Annotated in this window: 6 protein-coding genes; 2 read left to right on the top strand and 4 right to left on the bottom strand. The window is 43.5% G+C overall.

What is annotated here, in order from left to right; all coding sequences use genetic code 11:
- Positions 1–120 precede the first annotated feature (120 nt).
- A complete protein-coding gene (gene treC / locus A142_RS14470; protein WP_029405260.1) occupies positions 121–1,806 on the top strand; it encodes an alpha,alpha-phosphotrehalase in 1,686 nt (561 codons plus the stop codon).
- A 144-nt stretch (positions 1,807–1,950) separates the two neighbouring features.
- Here treC and A142_RS14465 read toward each other — a convergent pair whose 3' ends face one another.
- The 3 genes from A142_RS14465 to A142_RS14455 form a co-directional block, all read right to left on the bottom strand.
- Positions 1,951–2,859 (bottom strand): hypothetical protein, encoded by a 909-nt coding sequence (locus A142_RS14465; RefSeq protein ID WP_019819872.1) that lies wholly within the window; start codon positions 2,857–2,859, stop codon positions 1,951–1,953.
- 135 nt (positions 2,860–2,994) lie between these two features.
- Positions 2,995–4,527, bottom strand: a complete 1,533-nt coding sequence (locus A142_RS14460; RefSeq protein ID WP_029405259.1) for a winged helix-turn-helix domain-containing protein — start codon at positions 4,525–4,527, stop codon at positions 2,995–2,997.
- Between the two features lie 82 nt (positions 4,528–4,609).
- Positions 4,610–5,212 carry a YitT family protein gene (locus tag A142_RS14455; protein WP_017060757.1) on the bottom strand — a complete coding sequence of 201 codons (603 nt, stop codon included), beginning with the start codon at positions 5,210–5,212 and terminating at the stop codon, positions 4,610–4,612.
- Positions 5,213–5,559: 347 nt separating this feature from the next.
- Between A142_RS14455 and glyA the strand changes: the two genes are divergently transcribed.
- Positions 5,560–6,810, top strand: coding sequence for a serine hydroxymethyltransferase (gene glyA / locus A142_RS14450; protein WP_019819868.1), 1,251 nt, complete (start codon positions 5,560–5,562; stop codon positions 6,808–6,810).
- A 347-nt stretch (positions 6,811–7,157) separates the two neighbouring features.
- On the opposite strand, the gene A142_RS14445 is transcribed toward glyA, so the two are convergent.
- On the bottom strand, positions 7,158–7,484 hold the full coding sequence (locus tag A142_RS14445) for a hypothetical protein (RefSeq protein ID WP_019819867.1): 327 nt from the start codon (positions 7,482–7,484) through the stop codon (positions 7,158–7,160).
- Positions 7,485–7,712 lie beyond the last annotated feature (228 nt).

The raw sequence follows: 7,712 nt of genomic DNA, 5'->3' as shown, positions 1-7,712 counted from the left end.
AATGCATTTAACAAGCGATGATTCAATTGAGTCATCGCTTTTCTCTTAGGAATGATTCCTATTTGACCATGTAAGCATGGTGATTTTTTATTTATATTTTCTGGTAAGTGAGTGTTAGAGATGGCGATGACTGAGCATGATGAAAGTTGGTGGAAAACCGCAACCATCTATCAAATCTACCCAAAGAGCTTTTGTGACAGCGGCAATAAAGGTACTGGCGATATCAAAGGGATCATTTCGAAACTGGATTACCTCAAACATTTGAGCGTGGATGCGATTTGGCTAACCCCAGTTTACGCGTCACCCATGATCGATAATGGTTACGATATCTCAGACTATTATGAGATTAACCCCCAATTCGGCACCATGGAAGACTTCGACCTACTGCTGTCTGAAGCGCATCAACGTGGTATCCGCATCGTGATGGATATCGTGGTAAACCATACCTCGACAGAGCATGCATGGTTTCAATCTGCTTTGGGCGATAAAAACAGCCCGTATCGCGATTACTATATCTGGAAAGATCCCGTAGATGGCCAAGCACCAACTAACTGGCAGTCTAAGTTCGGTGGTAATGCGTGGGAACTCGATGAGGCGACAGGGCAATACTTCCTACACTTATTCGCCAAAGAACAGGCTGACCTCAACTGGGAGAACCCGGTTGTACGCGAAGAAGTGAAAGATGTCATCAGCTTCTGGGCTGAGAAGGGCGTTGACGGTTTCCGCTTGGATGTGATCAACCTAATTTCGAAGCAACAAGATTTCCCTAACGATGATATCGGTGATGGTCGTCGTTTTTACACTGATGGCCCACGAGTGCACGAATACCTGAAAGAGATCAGCGAAGCGGTATTCCAGAAATACGGCAGCGTGACAGTAGGCGAGATGTCTTCAACGACACTCGAGCATTGCCAGCAATACTCAAACATTGATAACAGCGAACTATCGATGGTGTTTAACTTCCACCACCTTAAAGTCGATTACACCAATGGTGAGAAGTGGACTAATGCACCATTTGATTTCTTACAGCTCAAGTCGGTCTTCAATCATTGGCAAACAGGCTTGAACGGCAAAGGTTGGGGCGCACTATTTTGGTGTAACCACGACCAACCGCGAGTGGTGAGCCGTTTAGGTGATGATCAGCAGTATCGTGTTGAGTCGGCCAAGATGCTGGCTGCGTCTGTACATATGATGCAAGGCACGCCTTATATTTATCAAGGCGAAGAGATTGGCATGACCAACCCAGGTTACACCGAGATCAGTCAATATCGTGATGTCGAGAGCACCAACACGTATGACATCATGGTTAACCGTGATGGTGTGGCGCATCAAGATATGATGGCGATTCTGGCGCAGAAATCTCGTGATAATTCTCGCACGCCGATGCAGTGGAACAGCGAAGCGCATGCAGGCTTCTCACAAGCTCAGCCGTGGCTAGAGGTTGCGAATAACTATACTGAGATCAACGCTGAGCAAGCACTGGAAGACAAAGACTCTGTGTTTTACTTCTACAAGAGCTTGATTGAGTTACGCAAAGAAGTGCCAGTGATTACTCATGGTAGCTACAAAGATTTATTGCCTGAGCACCCGTCGGTATTTGCGTATTCTCGCGAGACTGATAGTCAGACTTTGTTGTGTATTAATAACTACTATGGTGAAGAGGCGGAATGCGTTTTACCGGAACGTTTTGATATGAGTAAGGCGAAGAGTTTGTTGTCTAACTATCAAGAGGCGAACACTTCAGTAGCATTACATCATCAAATCTTACGTCCATACGAGACTCGTATTCTCTTGATTGAAGGTTAACCTTGTTTCATTTTAAGAAGCCTGATTCTTATTCCCCTTAAAGGGTTGGGCTTTTACAAAGGCTTTGGAGAGCTCCCCAAAGCCTTTTTTATTGTTTTTAGCTAGTCAGCAGTTACGCTCAGGTTCAGTGAATCTAAGTTAGGGCTAGCTAATCGAAGTCAGTGACGCTGCTGATTCTTCGATCGTAGATTGTTCTACAGACATCAATTCAATCTGTTCAATTAAGCCGATGCTAGGGTTGAACCAGCGCTCTGATGATGTGCCAAATTCTGCCGAATCCATACCTACACAGCCAATGTAGTAAGTGTTTTTCTCCGTAAGATTCGCAGCTTCGACCGATTTACCCGAAACAGTGAAGCTTTTACGAACACCAGTCTCATTAATTTCTTGCTGCCAAGTGACTTGGCATGAGGCGGTAGATGGTAAGTTTTCAACCCACTTGTGATCCTCAAAGTCACTCAACATATTCGCGACAGCTTCGGCATCTAACGTCATTTGCAATGAAACGGTCTCCTTACTGATATCAATGATTGGGTTACTCTCTTTTACGTCAGCACCTTTTAAACGGAAAAGAGGGCTGCTGTGCATAACGGTTGTGATGTATTGGCTGCCAATAAAGTAGGCATTGGTGATTTCGTGCAGACCGCGGTCAGGGCCTGCAAAATAAATGCTGCCGTCTTCTTCTGTACCTTCAACATTCGTCATTATGTCTTCAGAAACATAAAATTCGGTGATGCCGTAGTTGATTAGGTCATTGATAACTTGAACTACTGCTTCATTGCCAGTCTCCTCTTCTAGCCCTGCAATGATGAGTTCACCGCTTAAAGGAGCGAAGTTCATTGTCATCACGCCTTCAGTCTGACCATCTTTGGTAAATGAGTAGCTCAATGTTGTTTCTGGTTTAGGGGAAAATACAGAGCTCGCAATTGGGTAATCCGCCTGATTGCTTGGACCTTTATTACCATCTGTTGAACCAGAAGAAGAGCCACCTCCGCCGCCACAGCCATAAAGAGCAAAGAGAGAAGTCGCAAGCAGCGTCATGGATTTTTTCATGTTGAGCATTCCTAATATAGTTGGCCGAGAGCGGCCTGATGTTTTTAGGAATGCTATTGGTGAGAGAGTTAATAGGGCAAAAAATGAAGATACATAAGATCTTAATTTATATTTAAGTTTTTGTTTTTAAATGTTTTATATTTTTTGTTCGGAAAGTTGATGGCCGACATTCGTGCAGTAGTTAAGCATCAGGTTTTCCCACTGCTTAATGATAAGTGGCTCTTTGATGCTCAATTTTAGATTTTTCCAAGGCTGGAGACAGGTCGATTTCGACTCAGGTTTGGATAAGCGAGCAAACAATTCTTCAGAAGGTACCACTCTCAATAACGCAACCAGCGACTCCATGTAGTTGAGGCGGAACTTCTCCATGTTGCCTTGCTTATAAGCAATGTGAGAAACCATCATATAAACCAACGCATTTTCGATCGTAGAGTTTCCTGAGGTATTGGTCAGAAGTTCTTTTGCGGTTTGCAGGTCTCTCAGTTTGAAATGAATGATACCGACCCAAAGTTTGAGTTCGTCTGGCAGTAACTTAAATCGAGTTTGAACAAGATTGGTGAACGCAATGAGCTTTTTCTGATCCGTTTCAAATAGAGCTAGTTGTCGTGCAATCAGAGTAGATGTCATGGTGTTGATTTTGATGCCATCAAACGTGATGGTTTTTCCACTCAGCAATTCACTGACTTCGGTATTGTCGACAGACCATTCTGGCGACAATGGTGCGGGCAGAGCAAAGTAGTTAGCTAACTCTCTGTTGATCTCCATAACGCTGCTGCTGATGTTATTAACATCAATAGAGTAAACACCACCAAACGCCAACTTCCCTGAGTTTGGGTAAATCAGGCTTATTTTAGCGACAAGGCGTTTATCTACTTCTTGATCCTTCAGCTGAATGTTAAGCAGGTAATCACTGGTACGCATGTTCTTTGCGCCCGGAAAGAATGGAGAGCTATCTATAGGGTCAAGGAAGTAGCTTGGCGCATCTTGGTTAGCAAGATCGGTGTAGGCGTATTCAATCTGCTGTTGAAGTATTAATGCTTTTACGACTTTTCGGTATTTTCTGGAATTATCGCCAATGGCATCCAATCGATTCAGGAGAAGTTCGACCTTAGGAATCAATCGTTGGTTGCGTTCGACTTCAGAAGCACGAGTCGAAGATTGCCAAAGCATATAGCCCATTACTGCAGTGCTGATCAGTAAGACCAAAGACACCACAACAAGCCAAGGGTTAACTGGATTGGAGCTAAATCCTTTTTTACTGGTTGGAGGTTCTATGGCGGCATCATCCGCTTCGGGATCAGGGGAAGCCGCGGCAAAGCTAACCGAACTTGGGTTAAGGAAGTAACCCTTACGTGGGTAAGTCACCAGTATTTTGGTCGCGTCGCTATCTGGTAGGTGTTTTTGAAGTACTGAACGTAAGGTACTGATTCGGTTTGTCAGAACATTTTTGGAAATGAAGTTACTTTGCCACACAGATTCAATGATGTGCTCAGCAGCTAGCGGTTCACCCACGCTAGTCAGAAACAGTTCGAGTAATTCAATAGAACGAGGTTCTAAATCGATGACCTGCTCGTCGCAACTTAAGACTCGTGTGTTGGGGTTGAATTCCAAGCCTTCAATATAAATAGAGGCTTGTTGGTCTTTGGCGCTAGAGAGGTAATCTTGCATAGAAAAGGCAACGGTTTATAAAACCTAAATTCTAGCTGTTTTTGTTATTAAAAACAGCTAGTAATTCACAGGGTGATTGGTATTAAGACGCGTAATTCACCGAGTAGCGAGTTGGTTTGTGGTTCATTGCCAATACGATGTTCAATACTGCGGTGCCTAATACAGATACGGCAATTACCCAAGGTGACACAAAGAAGAACGATGCAAACAGAATACACGCATCAATACCCATTTGTGTTTTACCTACCGAGATACCGTAGCGGTCTTGGATAAACAAGCACAGTACGTTGAAGCCACCCAGACTTGAGCGGTGACGGAATAGGATTAGCATACCTAAGCCCATTAATAAGCCGCCGGCAACAGCACAATAGATCTCGTTATGAACTTCTAGCGAGATAACTAAGTATAAATGATCGGCAAACACAGACACTAAAGCACCAGAAATCGCACTGCTAATAGCAAAGCTACGGCCGAATCGTTTCCATGCTAATAAATAGAACGGGCAATTTGCAACAAAGTACAAAATACCAAAGGTTACAGGCAAGAATTGACTCAAGAGCAGAGCCAAGCCAGTAGTACCACCGGTAAGCAGGTTCGCTGACTGTAAAAAGAAGACGCCTAACGCCACTAAAAACGTGCCAGTGAGAATCGCTACCCAATCTTCTTTACGTGAGTGTTTTTCCATCGTTTTTATAATTACCTAACCAATAAAGGCGTGCATAGTAGAGAAAAACCTTAGCTTTCGGTAGCTTGAGGCGCAAAATTAAGGTAAACCTATGTAATCTGCGTTTTACAGGGTGTAAAGCGTAAAATTGACAGTAAGCGTCATCTTTGGTTGGATAAGCCAAATAACCATGATGAATCTTATATGTGATTATGAAAAAACTGCATAATAAAATTGCAATTAGCTCTTTATGACCTAGATCAAATTATGTAGAATGCGTCACATCAAAACGGTGACGGAAACGTTTGCTTTCGGTCGTTGTGTGGTTTTTTTGAAACTTTCAGTACAATCTGAGTCAGGAGATACAGATGCTTAAGCGTGACATGAACATTGCTGATTACGATGCGGATCTATTCGCAGCTATCCAAGAAGAAACTCTTCGTCAGGAAGAGCACATCGAACTTATCGCTTCAGAAAACTACACAAGCCCACGTGTAATGGAAGCTCAAGGTTCTCAACTTACAAACAAATACGCTGAAGGCTACCCAGGTAAGCGTTACTACGGTGGTTGTGAGTACGTAGATAAAGTTGAAACTCTAGCAATCGAACGTGCATGTGAACTGTTTGGCGCTCAATACGCAAACGTACAACCTCACTCAGGTTCTCAAGCAAACAACGCTGTATACATGGCACTACTGAATGCTGGCGATACTGTTCTAGGTATGAGCCTAGCACACGGTGGTCACCTAACTCACGGTTCTCCAGTAAACTTCTCTGGTAAGCTTTACAATATCATCCCTTACGGTATCGATGAAGCGGGTCAAATCGATTACGAAGAGATGGAAAAACTGGCTATCGAGAACAAGCCTAAGATGATCATCGGTGGTTTCTCTGCTTACTCTCAAATCTGTGATTGGAAGCGCATGCGTGAAATCGCTGATAAAGTAGGTGCTTACCTGTTCGTAGATATGGCTCACGTTGCTGGTCTAATTGCTGCAGGCGTTTACCCGAACCCAGTTCCACATGCTCACGTTGTAACAACGACAACGCACAAAACGCTTGCTGGTCCTCGTGGTGGTCTTATCCTTTCTAACGAAGGCGAAGATCTTTACAAGAAACTAAACTCAGCAGTATTCCCAGGCGGCCAAGGTGGTCCTCTAATGCACGTTATCGCTGGTAAAGCAGTAGCGTTCAAAGAAGCTCTAGAGCCAGAGTTCAAAGAATACCAAGCTCGCGTTGTTGCTAACGCAAAAGCAATGGTTGCTGAATTCCTAGCACGTGGTTACAACATCGTTTCAGGTTCTACAGAGAACCACCTGTTCCTAGTTGACCTAATCAACAAAGACATCACAGGTAAAGAAGCAGATGCAGCACTAGGTGCAGCTAACATCACAGTAAACAAGAACTCAGTGCCAAACGATCCACGTAGCCCGTTCGTTACTTCAGGTATCCGTATCGGTTCTCCTTCTATCACTCGTCGCGGTTTCTCAGAAGCAGACGCGAAAGAGCTAGCAGGTTGGATCTGTGACATCCTAGATAACATGGGTGATGAGTCTGTTATCGAAGCGACAAAAGCAAAAGTACTAAATATCTGTAAGCGTCTACCGGTTTACGCTTAATTTTTTCTGCGTAGAGTGAACGAATTTCTGTGTCGCACATACTCATTTGCTAGCGCAAACTCCGTGTGAGCTCCTTGAACTTCGCTCATCTACTTTGAAAAAGAGTTTAAAAGGTCCCTGTTGGGGCCTTTTTTGTATTCGTAAGTAATAAAGTCGTTGTCGAGCATGCTCACTTACATCCGTAAGCTCCGCGTGCTCTCCTAGAATTTCAAACGACTACTTTGAAAAATGACGATATTAGAAGCTTCTTTATTGGGGCCTTTTTTGTCTTTGAAGATTGGTTATTGCGGGTACTAAAAAGGGCTGATGTTTGCACATCAACCCTTTGTGGTTTTCTTATGTTGGTTTTACTTTCTGATGCTAAGCAGGGTGCCAGACTTACACTTGAATGAGTAATAATGGCGGCTCTCGTTGAATTTGCCTAAACCTTCGCCGTCACAGTAGTCGATATTGATATCACGCATCACTTCTAGCGTGTCTTCGTTGTTTAAAGCGAATTTAGAGCCATCAGAACAGACGATACGTACTCTTTCATCGTGGCTTACAGAGTAAATATCGACTTCGGTATTACACAGCTCAAAAGAGGCTTCACGAAAGTTGTCTTGCTGAGTATTTGAAGCGCAACCTGCAGTAAGCGTTGCAGCGAACACTGCCAAAAGTCCGAGTCTTTTCATTGTTAATCCTTCGCTATCATCAAGTTGGGTGATGAGTTTTTATATGCTATTTGAGGTAGCCTATACAACTACACGCTACGATTCAAGGCGCGTTCGTTGTCTCTAAGATATAAAAGTATAGATGTAGACAGATAATTTATAACTGGCTAACTGCATATTTACCCAATACGTATCACCAATAAAAAAGACCAACACTGAGGTTTAATGCCGTTCGGATAAGCATTACTG

The organism is Vibrio splendidus 12E03, from assembly GCF_000272105.2.
GTDB classification, from domain to species: domain Bacteria; phylum Pseudomonadota; class Gammaproteobacteria; order Enterobacterales; family Vibrionaceae; genus Vibrio; species Vibrio splendidus_I.
The sequence above is the reverse complement of the archived record's forward strand: the minus strand, read 5'-3'. Positions and strand labels throughout refer to the sequence as shown.